Source organism: Streptomyces sp. ID05-39B, assembly GCF_033794725.1.
In the GTDB taxonomy this organism is placed as follows: Bacteria; Actinomycetota; Actinomycetes; order Streptomycetales; family Streptomycetaceae; genus Streptomyces; species Streptomyces bobili.
Genome location: NZ_JARGEF010000203.1, coordinates 1 through 15,138 on the forward strand (window position 1 = coordinate 1; position 15,138 = coordinate 15,138).

Sequence of the window (15,138 nt, forward strand, 5' to 3'; positions counted from 1 at the left end):
GGCCGAGGACCGTCTCCACGAGGTCGGCATCACCGTCAACCGCAACGCCGTCCCGAACGACCCGCGGCCCCCGATGGTCACCTCGGGCCTGCGGATCGGTACGCCCGCCCTCGCCACCCGCGGCTTCACGGCCGAGGACTTCGCTGAGGTCGCGGACGTGATCGCGGAGGCGCTCAAGCCGTCCTACGAGGTGGAAGCCCTCAAGGCCCGCGTCGTCGCCCTCGCCGAGAAGCACCCGCTGTATCCCGGTCTGAACAAGTAGTTCCCGTTTCCCCAGGGTTTTCCGGGGGGTGTCCCGCACACTGGTCCGTGGGCGGGACACCCCACCGGAAACCTGCTGCACCTGCTGCACCCCCCGTATTTGAGGAGTCCCCGTGGCCATCTCGGTCTTCGACCTGTTCTCGATCGGCATCGGCCCGTCCAGCTCCCACACGGTCGGCCCGATGCGGGCGGCCCGCATCTTCGCGCGACGGCTGCGCAACGAGGACCTGCTGGGCTCCGTCGCGTCCTTGCGCGCCGAGCTGTACGGCTCCCTCGGCGCGACCGGCCACGGCCACGGCACGCCGAAGGCGGTCCTCCTCGGCCTGGAGGGCGACTCGCCCCGCACCGTGGACGTGGAGACGGCGGACGCGCGGGTGGAGCGGATCAAGGACTCGGGCCGCCTCCGGCTGCTCGGCCGGCACGAGATCCCGTTCTCCTTCGACGACGACCTCGTCCTGCACCGCCGTAAGACCCTCGACTACCACGCGAACGGCATGACGCTCTGGGCGTACGACGCCGAGGGCGCGGAGCTGCTGTCGAAGACGTACTACTCGGTGGGCGGCGGGTTCGTCGTCGACGAGGAGGCGGTCGGCACGGACCGGATCAAGCTGGACGACACGGTCCTGAAGTACCCCTTCCGCACGGGCGACGAGCTGCTGCGCCTGACGCGGGAGACGGGCCTGTCGATCTCCTCGCTGATGCTGGAGAACGAGCGGGCCTGGCGCACCGAGGAGGAGATCCACGAGGGCCTGCTGGAGATCTGGCGGGTGATGCAGGCCTGCACGGCCCGCGGCATGTCCCGCGAGGGCATCCTGCCGGGCGGCCTGCGCGTCCGCCGCCGGGCCGCCATGACGGCCCGTCAACTCCGGGCAGAGGGGGACCCGTTGGCCCACTCGATGGAGTGGATCACGCTGTACGCGATGGCGGTGAACGAGGAGAACGCGGCCGGCGGCCGGGTGGTCACCGCCCCCACCAACGGCGCGGCCGGCATCATCCCCGCCGTCCTGCACTACTACGTCAACTTCGTCCCCGGCGCCGACGAGGAGGGCGTCGTCCGCTTCCTCCTCGCGGCCGGCGCGATCGGCATGCTCTTCAAGGAGAACGCCTCCATCTCCGGCGCCGAGGTCGGCTGCCAGGGCGAGGTCGGCTCGGCCTGCTCGATGGCCGCGGGCGCGCTCGCGGAGGTGCTCGGCGGCTCCCCCGAGCAGGTCGAGAACGCGGCGGAGATCGGCATGGAACACAACCTCGGCCTCACCTGCGACCCCGTGGGCGGCCTGGTGCAGATCCCCTGCATCGAACGCAACGGCATGGCCGCGGTCAAGGCGGTCACGGCGGCCCGCATGGCCATGCGCGGCGACGGCACGCACAAGGTGTCCCTCGACAAGGTCATCAAGACGATGAAGGAAACCGGCGCGGACATGTCGGTCAAGTACAAGGAGACGGCCCGGGGCGGGCTGGCGGTCAACATCATCGAGTGCTGAGCAGGTCCGCGCGCGAAGGGCCCCGCACGTCGCTCGTGCGGGGCCCACGCATGCGGCGGGCGGCCTCGCCGAGGGACGTCGCCCATCTGTCCGGCGACGACTTCCTCCGGTTCGGCGGCTTCGCGACTCCGGCGGCTCGGCTCCCGGCTTCCGGCTTCCGGCTTCCGGCTTCCGGCTTCCGGCTTCCAACGGTCCCTTCGAAGGGGGCACAGCGACCGGGTCGCGATCGTCACCGGCATCGGCGCGAGGGCGCAAAGGGCGTGCGGACGTACGGCCGAGGGCGCATTGCGGAAGCGGAGGTTCCGCACCCGGCGTGTCGGGGCATAAAGCAACTCCCGTCCGTTCTCCTGCACTTCCGGGAGTTGCCCCATGCTCCGTGGTGTCGACGTCAGCGCCTATCAGTCCTCCAGCTACTCCACGGAGGGTCTCTCCTTCGTCTTCGTCAAGGCGACGGAGGGCCGCACGTATGTCAATCCCCGCCTCGCCGCCCAGACCGCGCGGGCCCGTAACGCCTCACTGGTCGTCGGCTTCTACCACTTCCTGTGGCCCGGCAACCTGACCGCCCAGGCGGAGCACTTCCTCGCCAAGGCCCCGGACCGCCCCGGTGACATCCTCGCCGTCGACTGGGAGACGACCGGCGACGGCACCCACGCGAGCAACGCCGAGAAGGACCGCTTCCTCCGCAAGGTGAAGCAGCTGCGACCGCGCAACCGGGTGGTCCTGTACTGCAACAGGAACTACTGGCTGAACGTCGACGACACCTCGTACGCCGGTGACGGGCTCTGGATCGCCGACTACGTCACCGCGGGCAAGCCCCGCATCAAGGCGAAGTGGCGGTTCCACCAGTACACCGACGAGCCCCTCGACACGAACGTGGCGAACTTCGCGAGCCGGGCGGCGCTGCGGGCGTGGGCGACCGTGGACTGAGCGGCTCAGCCCTGGAACTCGGGCTTGCGCTGCGGGCTCGCCTCGGCCAGGGCGCGGGTGACCTCGTCGACGCCGCCGCGCAGGCCGTACACCGGGGTGTCGGGCTGCTGGCGCCAGGAGTCGTCGATGCCGCCCGCGTCGACGGTGTCGAAGCCGAGTTCGTCGATGAGCGCCCGGATCTTCGCCTTGGCCGCCTCGTCGTCGCCCGCGACGGGCAGGGCCACGCGGCCGGGGCTGCCGGCCGGGAGCGGGCGGTCCAGGATGTCCTGGGCGTAGGTGCCGTTGAAGGCCTTGATCACCGGGTGGCCGATGTGGCGTTCCGTCCAGCGGCTCTCCGTGATGCCCTCGTCCTCGATGGCGTCGATGCGGCCGTCGCGCTGCTGGGGGTAGTAGTTGCCCGTGTCGATGACGGCGACGCCCTCGGCGGCCTCGCCGAAGAGGCCCTTCGGAAGGTCCGGGACGGCCTTGAGCGGGACGGTGACCACCACGACCTCGGCCCCACGGGCGGCCTCCCCGACCGGTACGGGCGTCGCACCGGTCTCCTCGGCCAGCTCCTTGAGCGTGTGCGGCCCACGGGAGTTGGCCACGGAGACGTCGTGGCCGAGGGCGGCGAGCCGCCGGGTGAGGTTGCCGCCGATGTTGCCCGCTCCGATGATGCCGATCTTCATGGCGCACCCTTCCAGGTGAGGTGACGGTAGATGCATGCACGTGCATACGCCTGACGGTCGGCGTCAACCTCGCCCGGACGCGGGCTATTCCCGGCAGGGATGTCTGCCGCGACGCGGTGACGTCCTCGACGTGTGCGGCGCCCGCGAGGAAGGGGCGCCCCGGCGGACCGGGACGCCCCTCTCGGCCTCACGTTCCGAGGCGGACCCTCGTCACTTGCCGAGGTGGGCCCAGAACTCGTCGAACGACAGAACCTTGTCGCCGTCCAGGTCGCGGCTCTTGATGAGTGCCTCGGCGACCGTCTCGGTGACGTTCCAGTCGCCGCCCTGCGCGAGGGCGGTCTTGAACTCGGCCGCGGTGATGAAACCGTCACCGTCCGTGTCGATCCGCTGGAACTGCTTGCGTGCTTCTTCGATGTCCGCCACCGGTCCGCCCCTCTTCGTCATACCTTGCGGTGCTGCGTCTGCGTCGTACTGACGCAGGTCAGATTAACGGTCCGGGTGAGCGCGCAGTGCGGCCACCACCCAGGCGAACTCCCGCTCGTAGCCCGCGGCGGGTTCCAGGCCGTTCAGGACGGCCGACAACTCGCGGTAGCGGGCGACCCGGACGTTGGCCGCCGCGGTGAGCCGTTCCAGTACGGCGGCCCGGTCGGCGTTCCCGAGGAGGCCGCGCAGGACGCCGTCGGCCTCCGGGGAGTCGGGGGCGGTGCCCTCGCGCAGGGCCTCCCCGGCGAGCTGGATCAGCCGGCTCATGAACCACAGGGAGGTGCCCGCGGGGACCTCGGGGCCGCGGTCGGCCGCGTTGAACTCGACCATCGTGCGCATCAGGGCGCGGAAATCCGGGTCCTGGATCAGCTCCGCCAGCTCCACCCAGGCGTCGACCTGCTCGGGGGTGGGGTCGTCGGGCAGGTGGGCGGCGTGGAAGCGCAGCCGGGTGCGGATGTCGGGGTCGGCCGTGTCGAGGCCGTCGAAGACCTCGGCCAGGAACTCCTCGACGATCCGCCTGCGCTCGGCGGCGGACAGTCGTGCCAGCTTGTTCATCAGGGTCATCTCCTCAGCGGTCGAGCCGCGTCGTGCCACGGTCGACAGCACCGCGCGGGTCACCTTCAGCGAGCTGATCTGTGCGTCCAGGGCGCTCACGTGGGCCGCCGCGACCTGCGCGACCGTCGTCTCACCCGCCAGCACCCGGCGCACGGCGTCCAGGCCGAGGCCCAGCTCGCGCAGGGTGCGGATCAGCTCCAGGCGGGCGGCGGACCCGGCGTCGTAGAGCCGGTAGCCGCCCGCGCTGCGGGTGACCGGGGTCAGGACGCCCTCGTCGGACCAGTAGCGGATGGTGCGCACGGTCAGGCCGGTGGACCTGGCCAGCTCGCCGATGGTGAAGAGTTCGGTGCCGTCGTCGATCACGTGTGTGAGTGTGTGCCTTCCAGTGGGTGGAGACTCAAGGAGCCGCCAGCAGTGGCGGGGAGTGAGCGGCCAGGAGTGGCGGGGAGCGCTGTGGAGACGTTGCGGGAGATTCTCGACGCGGCGGCGCGGGGCGTGTTCCCGCCCGCGGACGGCCGTACGACGATCGTGCCCCAGGCCTGCCCGCGGGACGCCGGCGTGCTGTCCTTCACCGCGCACTCGGTCGTGTTCACCGACGAGGACCCGCAGTGGGTGCGGGCGGCGCTGCGCGCGACCGACTGCGACGAACTGGCGGCCACCCTGAACGCCCGCTTCCTGACGGCGTTCATGGACCGCACGGGCCGCCGGACCGACACGGTCGACGCGATGGTGGTGGGCTCCCCGCTCCCGGGCCGGCCGGCCGTGCGGCTGACGGAGATCGACGATCCGGACCATCCACGGGTGATCAGTTCGCGCAGGCGGCGCGACGCGGTGCGGGTGTGGGCGGCGGACGGCGGGGTGCTGGTCCTGGGCCGCGGGATCGCCGGGCGGCTGGAGGCCGCAGTCGACGTCGACGCGGACGTACGGCACCGGGGACTGGGGCGGGCCCTGGTGACGGCGGCCCGGCAACTGGCCGGGGGCGAGCCGGTGTGGGCGCAGATCTCACCGGGGAACGCCCGCAGCATGCGGGCGTTCCAGGCGGCGGGGTATGTGCCGGTGGGGGCGGAGGCGCTGCTCACCGCCCGTTAGGAGCCGGCCGGGTCGGTCAGTGCCAGGCCTCGAAGTGCGGGTTGCTCTCGCAGCCGCTCATGTTCTCGACCTTGGTGGTCTTGTTCACCGGGCAGACGCCGATGATGTACTTGCGGTCGACGCCGCCGGGGAAGGCGACCTCGACCTGGTCGGCCCATTTGTGGGTGTCGCCGATGGTCTTGTTGACGTCGATGCCGCCGGGGGCGTCGATGTAGTAGTTGTAGCCGGACTTCCACCAGGTCTTGTAGAGGTCGTGGTCGTACGTCGTGGAGACGTACGGGGAGGGCTGGTTCACCAGGACGTACTTCTCGATGTCGTACTGGCCGTTCACCAGGTCCCTGGCGTGGAAGCCCTCCTTGAAGACGATCTCCGGGCCGCGGCCGTCGCTGCGGTAGAGGGTGCCGCAGGTGGTGCGCCAGACCGGGGCCGGGGTGATCCGGTCGAGGTCGACGCCGCGGTCGGCGGCGGCCTTGAGCCTGTCGTCGAACCGGGGGCAGGACGGGGCCGCCTTGGCCGGGGCCGCGGCCGGAGTTGCGGTGGGGACGGTTGCGGCCGAGGTGGCGAGGACGGCGGCGAGGGAGAAGACGGCGGCAGCGGCCCGTCGTCGCAGGCGAGTTGTGATCATGCCGGGCACGATCCCGGTTCGGGGGCGCCCTGTTGTGGATCATCACTCGTTGGCGGCGTGTCCGCTGACCGTCCGTCAACAAGCGTGGCGGGCACCCGAGATGTCGTCAGGACGTCACCCTCAGCAGGAGTACCGACCTGGCCGGGACCGTCACCCCCGTCCCCGCCCGGTGCGTGACCGCCGGGGCGGTTCCCTGTTCCTCGACCGAGGTGTCCACCACGACCTCGTAGCGGTCCGCCCACGGCGGGCCGGGCAGGACGAAGTGGGCCGGGCGGTCCCCCGCGTGCAGGAGGGCGAGGAAGCTGTCGTCCGTGATCGGGGCGCCCCGTTCGTCGCGGCCGGGGATGTCCCGGCCGGAGAGGTACATGCCGAGCGTGGCCGCGGGCGCGTACCAGTCCCGTTCCGTCATCTCGGTGCCGCGCGCCGTGAACCAGGCCAGGTCGCGCAGCCCGTCCACCGAGTGGGCCCGGCCGGAGAAGAAGGCCCGCCGGCGCAGGACGGGGTGGCGGTGGCGCAGCGCGATCAGGCGGGCCGTCAGGTCGTACAGGGCCTTCCAGCCGGGGTCCTCCAGCAGGGTCCAGTCCAGCCAGCTGATCTCGTTGTCCTGGCAGTAGGCGTTGTTGTTGCCGCCCTGAGTGCGGCCCAGTTCGTCGCCGGCGACCAGCATCGGTACGCCTGTCGACAGGAGCAGGGTGGTCGTCAGGTTGCGCAGTTGCCGTCGCCGTAGCGCGCGGACCCGTTCGTCGTCCGTCTCGCCCTCGGCGCCGCAGTTCCAGGCGCGGTTGTCGTCCGTGCCGTCCCGGTTTCCCTCGCCGTTGGCCTCGTTGTGCTTGTGTTCGTAGGAGACGAGGTCGCGCAGGGTGAAGCCGTCGTGTGCGGTGACGAAGTTGACAGAGGCGTAGGGGCGCCGGCCGCCCCAGGCGTACAGGTCGCTGGAGCCCGACAGGCGGTAGCCCATCTCGCGGACGTCGGGGAGGGCGTGCCGCCAGAAGTCCCGTACGGCGTTGCGGTAGCGGTCGTTCCACTCGGTCCACAGCGGGGGGAACGCGCCCACCTGGTAGCCGCCCGAGCCCACGTCCCAGGGTTCCGCGATGAGCTTCACCCGGCGCAGCACCGGGTCCTGGGCGATCACCGCGAGGAACGGCGACAGCATGTCCACGTCGTGCATGGAGCGGGCGAGGGCGGCGGCGAGGTCGAAGCGGAAGCCGTCGACGCCCATCTCGGTGACCCAGTAGCGCAGCGAGTCCGTGATCAGGCGCAGTACGTGCGGCTGCACCACGTGCAGGGTGTTGCCGCAGCCCGTGTAGTCGGCGTACCGGCGGGCGTCCGACTGGAGCCGGTAGTAGCCGCGGTTGTCGATGCCCTTCAGGGACAATGTCGGGCCCAGTTCGCCCGCCTCCGCGGTGTGGTTGTAGACCACGTCGAGGATGACCTCGATGCCGGCCGCGTGCAGTGCGCGCACCATGCGTTTGAACTCGCCGACCTGTCCGCCGGTCGTCCCGGCGGAGGCGTATCCGGCGTGCGGGGCGAAGTAGCCGACGGAGTTGTAGCCCCAGTAGTTGCGCAGTCCCCGGCGCAGCAGGTGGTCCTCGTGGGCGAACTGGTGGACGGGGAGCAGTTCGACGGCCGTGACGCCGAGGTCGACCAGGTGCTCGATGGCGGCCGGGTGGGCCAGGCCGGCGTAGGTGCCGCGCAGTTCCTCGGGGATGCCGGGGTGGCGCATGGTGAAGCCGCGCACGTGCAGCTCGTAGATGACGGAGTCCGCCCAGGGGGTCTTGGGGCGGCGGTCGTCGGCCCAGTCGTCGTCATCGTGGACGACGACGCCCTTGGGGACGTACGGCGCGGAGTCCCGTTCGTCGCGGACGGTGTCGGCGACCTGCTGCTGGGGCCAGTCGCGGACGTGCCCGTACACCTCCGGCGGCAGCCGGAACTCGCCGTCCACGGCGCGGGCGTACGGGTCGAGGAGGAGTTTCGCCGGGTTCCAGCGGGCGCCGGTCCACGGGTCCCAGCGGCCGTGCACCCGGTAGCCGTAGCGCTGGCCGGGCATCACGCCGGGCACGAAGCCGTGCCAGATCTCGTGGGTGAGTTCGGTCAGGCGGGCGCGGGTCTCGCGGCCCTGTTCGTCGAAGAGGCACAGTTCGACGGCCTCGGCGCCGCCCGCCCACAGGGCGAAGTTGGTGCCGGCGACGCCGTCGGGGCCGACCCGGAAGCGGGCGCCGAGGGGCGTGGAGGCGCCGGGCCACACGGGCACGCCGGGCGTCCTTCGGGGTGCCCCGTTCACGACGGCGGACGCGGCGGGGCGCTCCTGAGCCACCGCCTCCTGCTCGGCTGCGCTGGACACCGTTCAGCCTCCCGCGACTCATGGCACGACGCGGGCCCGGTGCGTACGGCGTCCCGACCGCTGCTCCCCTTGGCGTCGTCCTCCCCCCTGTTCTGCCCAGCGCGTGCCTCGCACTCACGTTTCCCCGGAGCGGGGCCCGTCGTTGGGTACCGCGTGAGGCACGTAACTGGGCGCGCACGGCGCGCGGGGGTCGCACTGGCCGCCGTACTGACATGGGCAGGACTGCTGGCGGGAGCCGCCGGATGCAGCGGGGACGGCAGGAGCGGGCTGGACCGGGTGCTGGGCAAACCCCCGGCACCCGAGGACGCCATCCGGGTCACTCCGCAGGACGGCGCCAGGGAGGTGCGCCCCGGCCAGGCACTGCGGGTCCGGGTGCCCGACGGGCGGCTGGAGTCGGTGAAGGTCCTCAGGTCGCAGGACGCGCAGGAGACCGAGGTGCCGGGCCGGATCTCCGCGGACGGCCGCAGCTGGAACCCGGCGGACGGCCTGCTGTCGCTCGCCGCCCGCTACACGGTCGACGCGGTCGCGGTGGACGGCGACGGGCACCGCTCGGCCCGGCACACCACGTTCACGACGTACGTCCCCGAGGAGCGGTTCATCGGCTACGTCACGCCCGAGAACCGGGCGACGGTCGGCACCGGGATGATCGTGTCCCTGGAGTTCAACCGGGAGATCGAGGACCGTGCCGCCGTCGAGCGCGCGGTCCAGGTGACCGCCGACCCGGCCGTCGAGGTCCGCCCGCACTGGTTCGGCACCTCCCGGCTCGACTTCCGGCCCGAGCACTACTGGAAGCCCGGCACCCGCGTCACCGTCTCCCTGCGCTTCCGCGACGTCGAGAGCGCGCCCGGCGTCTACGGGCTCCAGCACCGGACGTTCTCCTTCGACGTCGGCCGCCACCAGGTCTCCGTCGTCGACGCCGCCGAGCACACCATGCGGGTGCGGCGCGAGGGCGAGCTGCTCGCCACCGTGCCCATCACCGCGGGCGCGCCGAAGACGACGACGTACAACGGCAAGATGGTGGTCACGGAGATGCTCGACGTGACCCGGATGAACGGTGCCACGGTCGGCTTCAAGAAGAAGAACGGCAAGGGCGAGTACGACATCCCGGACGTGCCGCACGCCATGCGGCTGACCGAGTCCGGCACCTTCCTGCACGGCAACTACTGGGCGTCCCCCGAGGCCTTCGGGCGGCTCAACCTCAGCCACGGCTGCGTGGGTCTCAGGGATGTGAAGGGCGGCGGCGCGGACACGCCCGCGGGCTGGTTCTTCGACCGCAGTCTCATCGGCGACGTCGTCGAGGTGGTCCGCAGCAAGGACAAGACGGTCGCCCCCGACAACGGGCTCGGCGGCTGGAACATGAACTGGGAGGAATGGACGGCGGGCAGCGCGGTGAAGTGACCTCCTGAGCGACTCTCCCCTCCCATGGTCCAAGTTGGGACTGAACGGTGACATTCCGGGGTCACCAGGGCACCTGACCATGTGGTTAATATGCGCGCAGCGCAGCGGTAGTGCCTGCGTGCGGGCCTGACCGGCCCGGGGGAGGGGAGAACGGACTTGAACGTGCGACCGATATCGGGGGCATCGGTTGACGGTCGCTCACGCGGCCGTGACAAGCGGTTGGCATTGATCGTCGGAGGACTGCTGCTGGCCGTCACGGCCTGCGGCGGAGGCGGGGACTCCGGCTCGGAGAAGACCAAAGACGACAAGGGCGCCGGCGCCACGGCAGCGGCGAGCGGTCAGTCGGAGGCGGTCGTCTCGATCGCCCCCAAGGACGGCACCAAGGCCGTCGACACCAGCGACGCCCTCAAGGTGACGGCCGCCAAGGGCAAGCTGACCGAGGTGGTCGTCAAGGACGCCGACGGCACGAAGGTCGACGGCACGATCTCCGCGGACGGCGCCGGCTGGACGCCGAGCACGCACCTGGCCGCCGCCACCAAGTACCAGGTGCACGCGGTCGCCAAGGACGCCCAGGGCCGTACGGCCGCCGAGGACGCGTCCTTCACCACGCTGACGCCGGAGAACACCTTCGTCGGCACCTTCACGCCCGAGGACGGTTCCAAGGTCGGCGTCGGCATGCCGTTCTCGGTGCGCTTCACCCGGGGCATCACCGCGCCGGACGACGTCGAGAAGGCCATCAAGATCACGACGGTTCCGGCCGTCGACGTGCAGGGCCACTGGTTCGGCAACGACCGGCTCGACTTCCGGCCCGAGAAGTACTGGAAGGCCGGCACCAAGGTGACGGTCGAACTGAACCTCGACGGCGTCGAGGGCCGCAAGGGCGTCTACGGCAAGCAGTCCAAGAAGGTGTCCTTCACCATCGGCCGCGACCAGGTGTCCATCGTGGACGCCAAGAAGCGCACGATGCAGGTCACCCAGGAGGGCAAGGTCGTCAAGACCATCCCGGTCACCACCGGCAAGCCCGGCTACGCCACCTGGAACGGCCAGATGGTCATCAGTGAAAAGTTCACGGTGACCCGCATGAACGGCGACACGGTCGGCTACGACGGCGAGTACGACATCAAGGACGTCCCGCACGCCATGCGGCTGACCGACTCCGGCACCTTCGTGCACGGCAACTACTGGGGCGGCGACGCCTTCGGCAACTACAACGCCAGCCACGGCTGCATCGGTCTGCGCGACGTACGCGGCGGCTACGACAGCGGCGTACCGGCCGCCTGGTTCTTCAACCACTCGATGGTCGGCGACGTGGTGGTCGTGAAGAACTCCACCGACCCGACCGTCAAGGCGTCCAACGGCCTCAACGGCTGGAACATCCCGTGGGCGGAGTGGACGAAGTAGGTCCCGCAGGGGGACGGGCCCGGCGCTGTGAACCACGGCGCCGGGCCCGTCGGCGTTGATACCCGTCCAGCCCCTCTGGGTATGCCTTCTGGGCTGGTGCCCACAAGACCGGTACGCTGCCGCGGATAGCCTGTGCGTCGTCGATGCAGGGGGGGTCGCACATGTCGAACACCATTGTCCTGCTCCTCTCCATCGGCCCGCTCGCCATGGTCCTGGCGATGATCGCCGCTCACGGGTTGGGCGAGAGCAAGGACGCCTACACGGGGGAGGTCACCGGCCGGGGGGTGAGCACTTCGACCGGTACCTACGGCCCGACGGGCCACTACATGATGCACATCCGCACCGACGAGGGACGAGAGCTCAGCATCAAGGTGAACGACCGGACGTATCGGTCGCTCGCCGTCGGCGACCGGGTGGTCAAGGAGGCGGGTAGGCGCTGGCCGGAGCGGTCGGAGTAACGGAGCGAACAGCCCCACACCCGCCCCCTCGACCTACTCAGGCTGCCCTGACCAGCAACAACCTGTAGGCCACGACAACCATGAATCAGCGCTGGCCCCGCCAGGCACAGTTTGATGCTGTTGGCGAATCCGCTCGGCGGACGCTGATTGGCAGATACGGACCAGCCGTCTGCCGCTTCTACGGCGTGTCTCTGACCCGGATCTGCCAATTGCTTGGCTTGACGGGATTCGCCAACAGCGTCAGGCAGAGCCTGACGGGGCTTCAAGTTCGCGAGCGACAGAGACATTCGTCGTCAGGCGCATGCCCCCGGAGGGGTTTTGCCCGAATCGTAACGATGGTGCTGCTGGCAGCGAGCATGGTCATACTGGCAGGATCGTTTCGAAACGCTATTCTGGGACTATTCCCGGCCCAAACTGTCAGCCGATCCGTAACGGTCACCAAAAAATCTCAATTCAGAGGAGCTCGGCTCTCGCGATATATACAGCCCACCCAACGAAATTCTCATCTACCGATTCACCCAGAACATCCACACTGAATTCTCTGTCGGAATGCACATGAACGTGCATAAGCTCACCTGGCCCACCCGGAGTTCCCGAAACACCGGTTCCCGCTCCACTTGCCCTCGACCCGCGATGCTCGATACCAACCCGTCCAGTCGAGACCGATCCATTCTCTAATCTCCTTGGATCTTTGCGACGTCCAAGGTCATCGACCCTGGGCGCTTGTAGATCCTGCCGTCCGGTTTCGGGATATGATTGCTCAGAGTTCAGTACGACGGTGCCATACCCCTGGGATCTCGCCTGCTCGGCGATGGAACGCTTCATCTGCCGGATTGCATCTGGCCCAATCGGGGCGCGACTCAGGCCCTGAGTCCCCTTCGAGAAGACCATAAATCCGTCCAGATGTACGGTGTTTCCGGCCGCTCTGACGATCGCCATGGCCTCAACCGTCTGCCCTCCAACTTTGAATGAACCGTCCCAGATATCTCCGTCGGTGAATGGAGAGCAGTTGTTGTTGTGAACGAGGACCGGAGTCTCGCCCGCCAGCACATAGTACGTGTGCTACGCGGCCCCTCCCTATCTGCGTTTTCGCAGATCAGCGGCAGTTTCGGGTTCCGCTGGTGTCCGTGGCTGCGCCCTGAAGTCCGTGCTTGTAGCTGTGGGCGTCGGTGGTGACGTAGGACTGCTTCAGGCGGCGCGTGCCGTCCTCGTAGACGTGGTTGAGGTAGCCCTTCTTGGCGGAGCTGGTGCCGTCGGTGCCGATGAGGAGCTGGGTGGGGGCACCGAGAGGGTCGTAGGTGGCGCCGAGTTGGTATCCGGTGGTGCCGGTGGCTTCGGTCTGGAGGCCCGGCAGGTAGTGGCCGGTGGTGCCGGTGGCTTCGGTCTGGAGGCCCGGCAGGTAGTGGCCGGTGGTGCCGGCGGCCGCGCCGCGGCCCACCGCCCCGACGGGGCCCAGCAGAGCTAATCCGAAAGGGTCAGTAGTCACCGCGCAGCCCCCTGGGGGACAACCCCCATAGGCCCGGCCGCGTGTGACCGACCGCACCCGGACCCGTCCCGTTAGTCCCCGTTAACCTGCTGCCATGACCGTGAATCTCGAAGTCGCCGAAGGTGTCGGCACGCTGCGCCTGGATCGCCCGCCCATGAACGCGCTGAACGTCGCCACGCAGGACCGGCTCAAGGAGCTCGCCGAGGAGGCGGGCCGTCGTGACGACGTGCGGGCCGTGGTCCTGTACGGCGGCGAGAAGGTGTTCGCGGCGGGCGCGGACATCAAGGAGATGCAGCCGATGGACCACACGGCGATGGTCCTGCGTGCCCGCGACCTCCAGGACGCCTTCACGGCGGTGGCCCGCATCCCCAAGCCCGTGGTGGCGGCCGTGACCGGTTACGCGCTGGGCGGCGGCTGCGAGCTGGCGCTCTGCGCCGACTTCCGGATCGCCGCGGACAACGCGAAGCTGGGCCAGCCGGAGATCCTGCTCGGCCTGATCCCGGGCGCGGGCGGCACCCAGCGGCTGTCCCGGCTGATCGGCCCGTCCAAGGCGAAGGACCTGATCTTCACGGGCCGTACGGTGCGGGCGGACGAGGCGCTGACGCTGGGCCTGGTGGACCGGGTGGTCCCGGCCGGCGAGGTGTACGCGCAGGCGCACGCTTGGGCGGCGAAGCTGGCCCAGGGTCCGGCGATCGCGCTGCGGGCGGCCAAGGAGTCGATCGACGCCGGTCTGGAGACGGACATCGAAACCGGCCTCGCGGTGGAGCGGAACTGGTTCGCGGGCCTGTTCGCGACGCCCGACCGGGAGACCGGCATGCGCAGCTTCGTGGAGGAGGGGCCGGGCAAGGCGAAGTTCCGGTGACGCCGTGCTCCTGGCCGTACGGGGCGGGGGCGGTGTGAGACTCCTCTCGCCGAATCGCCCTGTGGGCCCTTGCAATTGACGGAGTGTCTCACCCGGGTCCCTCGATGGGGCGGTTCCTCGGAACCTTAAGACGGCCTTAAGTCTGCCCTCGTCGAGGGAGCCCGGCAATTGCCCGCGGATGACGCCGAACGAGCCGTTGTCGCAGGCCGGCCGGGCCGTATCCGGTTCCGAAATGCCGTTGACATATGCCGTTCGCCTCGTGCGGAATGAGCGCTTCCGGGGGGCGTATTCCCCCGGAACGGCCCCGCGGGAGGTCCCGGGCCGCCATGATGGGGGCATGGCGGGGCTGGAGGGTATCGAACAGCCGCGGGGGCACGAACGCGTGGCCGCGGCACGCTGGTCGCCCGCGGCCGAGGACGAACGAGCGCTCAGAGCACTGGAGTTGTTCGGCGATCCCACGGACGCCGAGGTGCAGTTGCCGTCCCGTCCCGAATCCGCCGCCACGGCCCGCCGCCTCACCCAGGTCATCGTCCTGCGCCGCTGGCAGCTCAGCCCCAAGATGACCGAGGACGCCGTCTTACTCGTCTCGGAACTCGTCGGCAACGCCGTACGCCACACCGGTGCCCGCGTCTTCGGACTGCGCCTGCGCAGGCGGCGCGGCTGGATCCGCGTCGAGGTCCGGGACCCCTCACGGGGGCTGCCCTGTCTTATGCCGGTCCAGGAGCTGGATGTCAGCGGCCGGGGCCTGTTCCTCGTCGACAAGCTGTCCGACCGCTGGGGCGTCGACCTGCTGCCCCGCGGGAAGACGACGTGGTTCGAGATGCGGGTGGCCGACCGCTGAGCGGTCGCGGTCCCTCGGGGTTCCACCGGGCAGGCCCGCGAGCGGTCGCGGCCCCTCACGGTTCCAGCCGGGCAGGCCCAAAGCCCAGTGCATCGGCCGATTCCAGCCGGGCAGGCCCGGAGTCGCAGCCATCGGCCGATTCCGGGCCGGGCAGGCCCAAAGCCACGGGCAGCGGCCGATGATCGCGGTTCCGGCCGGGCAGGCCCAAAACCGCGTGCTTCGGCCGATCGGATGACGGCGGCCCCCGACCGCACCCCGACCG

General features: G+C 70.1%; 14 protein-coding genes and 1 pseudogene. 9 read left to right on the top strand and 6 right to left on the bottom strand.

The window, feature by feature from the left end; genetic code table 11:
* From P1P75_RS31460 to P1P75_RS31470, 3 genes and pseudogenes are all read left to right on the top strand, one after another.
* A pseudogene (locus tag P1P75_RS31460) lies at positions 1-262 on the top strand (serine hydroxymethyltransferase); the annotation flags it as partial.
* 112 nt (positions 263-374) lie between these two features.
* Positions 375-1,742 (top strand): L-serine ammonia-lyase, encoded by a 1,368-nt coding sequence (locus tag P1P75_RS31465; RefSeq protein ID WP_319261953.1) that lies wholly within the window; start codon positions 375-377, stop codon positions 1,740-1,742.
* Between the two features lie 369 nt (positions 1,743-2,111).
* Entirely contained in the window at positions 2,112-2,669 is a 558-nt protein-coding gene (locus tag P1P75_RS31470) for a glycoside hydrolase family 25 protein (protein ID WP_319261956.1), read from the top strand.
* A gap of 5 nt (positions 2,670-2,674) precedes the next feature.
* Here P1P75_RS31470 and P1P75_RS31475 read toward each other — a convergent pair whose 3' ends face one another.
* From P1P75_RS31475 to P1P75_RS31485, 3 genes are all read right to left on the bottom strand, one after another.
* Positions 2,675-3,337 (bottom strand): NAD(P)-binding domain-containing protein, encoded by a 663-nt coding sequence (locus P1P75_RS31475; protein WP_319261959.1) that lies wholly within the window; start codon positions 3,335-3,337, stop codon positions 2,675-2,677.
* A 210-nt stretch (positions 3,338-3,547) separates the two neighbouring features.
* The gene (locus P1P75_RS31480; protein WP_319261961.1) at positions 3,548-3,760 is read right to left on the bottom strand and encodes an EF-hand domain-containing protein; all 213 of its coding nucleotides are present in this window, start codon (positions 3,758-3,760) and stop codon (positions 3,548-3,550) included.
* Positions 3,761-3,823: 63 nt separating this feature from the next.
* Entirely contained in the window at positions 3,824-4,738 is a 915-nt protein-coding gene (locus P1P75_RS31485) for a MerR family transcriptional regulator (RefSeq protein WP_319261964.1), read from the bottom strand.
* Between the two features lie 90 nt (positions 4,739-4,828).
* Here P1P75_RS31485 and P1P75_RS31490 point away from each other — a divergent pair, with 90 nt between their 5' ends.
* Positions 4,829-5,464: a GNAT family N-acetyltransferase gene (locus P1P75_RS31490; protein WP_319261987.1), complete on the top strand. Its 636-nt coding sequence runs from the start codon at positions 4,829-4,831 to the stop codon at positions 5,462-5,464.
* Positions 5,465-5,480: 16 nt separating this feature from the next.
* On the opposite strand, the gene P1P75_RS31495 is transcribed toward P1P75_RS31490, so the two are convergent.
* Together P1P75_RS31495 and glgX are read right to left on the bottom strand one after the other, a co-directional pair.
* The gene (locus P1P75_RS31495; RefSeq protein ID WP_319261967.1) at positions 5,481-6,089 is read right to left on the bottom strand and encodes an ADP-ribosyltransferase; all 609 of its coding nucleotides are present in this window, start codon (positions 6,087-6,089) and stop codon (positions 5,481-5,483) included.
* A 106-nt stretch (positions 6,090-6,195) separates the two neighbouring features.
* Positions 6,196-8,430, bottom strand: a complete 2,235-nt coding sequence (gene glgX, locus P1P75_RS31500) for a glycogen debranching protein GlgX (protein ID WP_319261971.1) — start codon at positions 8,428-8,430, stop codon at positions 6,196-6,198.
* 153 nt (positions 8,431-8,583) lie between these two features.
* Here glgX and P1P75_RS31505 point away from each other — a divergent pair, with 153 nt between their 5' ends.
* The 3 genes from P1P75_RS31505 to P1P75_RS31515 all read left to right on the top strand — a co-directional run bounded on the left by P1P75_RS31505 (position 8,584) and on the right by P1P75_RS31515 (position 11,687).
* Positions 8,584-9,828, top strand: coding sequence for an Ig-like domain-containing protein (locus tag P1P75_RS31505; RefSeq protein ID WP_319261974.1), 1,245 nt, complete (start codon positions 8,584-8,586; stop codon positions 9,826-9,828).
* A gap of 156 nt (positions 9,829-9,984) precedes the next feature.
* A complete protein-coding gene (locus P1P75_RS31510; protein WP_319261976.1) occupies positions 9,985-11,229 on the top strand; it encodes an Ig-like domain-containing protein in 1,245 nt (414 codons plus the stop codon).
* 161 nt (positions 11,230-11,390) lie between these two features.
* A complete protein-coding gene (locus P1P75_RS31515) occupies positions 11,391-11,687 on the top strand; it encodes a hypothetical protein (RefSeq protein WP_319261980.1) in 297 nt (98 codons plus the stop codon).
* A gap of 1,096 nt (positions 11,688-12,783) precedes the next feature.
* On the opposite strand, the gene P1P75_RS31520 is transcribed toward P1P75_RS31515, so the two are convergent.
* Entirely contained in the window at positions 12,784-13,125 is a 342-nt protein-coding gene (locus P1P75_RS31520; protein WP_319261982.1) for a hypothetical protein, read from the bottom strand.
* A gap of 142 nt (positions 13,126-13,267) precedes the next feature.
* On the opposite strand from P1P75_RS31520, the gene P1P75_RS31525 reads away from it, so the two are divergent.
* Complete coding sequence (locus P1P75_RS31525) at positions 13,268-14,035, top strand: enoyl-CoA hydratase-related protein (protein ID WP_319261983.1); 768 nt, start codon at positions 13,268-13,270, stop codon at positions 14,033-14,035.
* A gap of 337 nt (positions 14,036-14,372) precedes the next feature.
* Positions 14,373-14,876, top strand: a complete 504-nt coding sequence (locus P1P75_RS31530) for an ATP-binding protein (protein WP_319261985.1) — start codon at positions 14,373-14,375, stop codon at positions 14,874-14,876.
* Positions 14,877-15,138 lie beyond the last annotated feature (262 nt).